The sequence below is a fragment of the Caballeronia sordidicola genome (assembly GCF_001544455.2).
GTDB classification, from domain to species: domain Bacteria; phylum Pseudomonadota; class Gammaproteobacteria; order Burkholderiales; family Burkholderiaceae; genus Caballeronia; species Caballeronia sordidicola.
This window is the reverse complement of the sequence record NZ_FCOC02000069.1, coordinates 1-660: the sequence shown is the minus strand read 5'-3', so window position 1 is coordinate 660 and position 660 is coordinate 1. Positions and strand designations below refer to the sequence as shown.

The following is a 660-nucleotide window of genomic DNA, read 5'->3' as shown; positions in this document are numbered from 1 at the left end:
CAACTTCGATTTCGCCCGTTCATTGTGCGAGCCCCATCGGCAATGGATCGAAGAGCAAGTTCGCTTGCAACGAAACGCTCAGGCTATCTACCAGGATCTCGTTGATCAATACGCGTTTGCCGCGAGCTACGAGAGCGTCAAACGGTTCGTGCGTGCCTTGCGCCATATCGATCCGGAACAATTCGACCGTCTTGAGTTTCTGCCGGGCGAGGAGGCTCAGGTTGACTATGGCGAGGGTGCGCCGACCCTCGATCCGAAGACGGGACGCTATCGGCGACCACGGCTATTTGTGATGACTTTACGTTTTTCGCGTCACAGTTTCCGCCGGGTCGTATGGAAATCCAGCCAGCAAGTGTGGGCGCAACTTCACGAAGAAGCGTTCAGATATTTCGGTGGTTGTGTTCAATACATCGTCCTCGATAATCTTAAGGAAGGCGTCAGCACGCCGGATCCATACGAACCGGAGATCAATCATCTCTACGCCGCGATGCTCGAACCCTACGGCGTGGTTGCTGACCCGGCGCGCGTGCGGGATCCGAACCGCAAGGGGACCGTTGAGAACGCAATCCAGCATACGCAAGGCACCGCGCTTGGCGGCCGACGCTTCGACTCTATTGAGGAACAGAACGCGTTTCTCGTGCGCTGGGAAGCGAACTGGGC

General features: G+C 57.0%; 1 protein-coding gene. It reads left to right on the top strand.

Annotated features, from left to right (window positions below):
• The coding region (gene istA, locus AWB64_RS30615) for an IS21 family transposase (RefSeq protein WP_157766746.1) at positions 1–660 on the top strand (660 nt) is incomplete at both ends.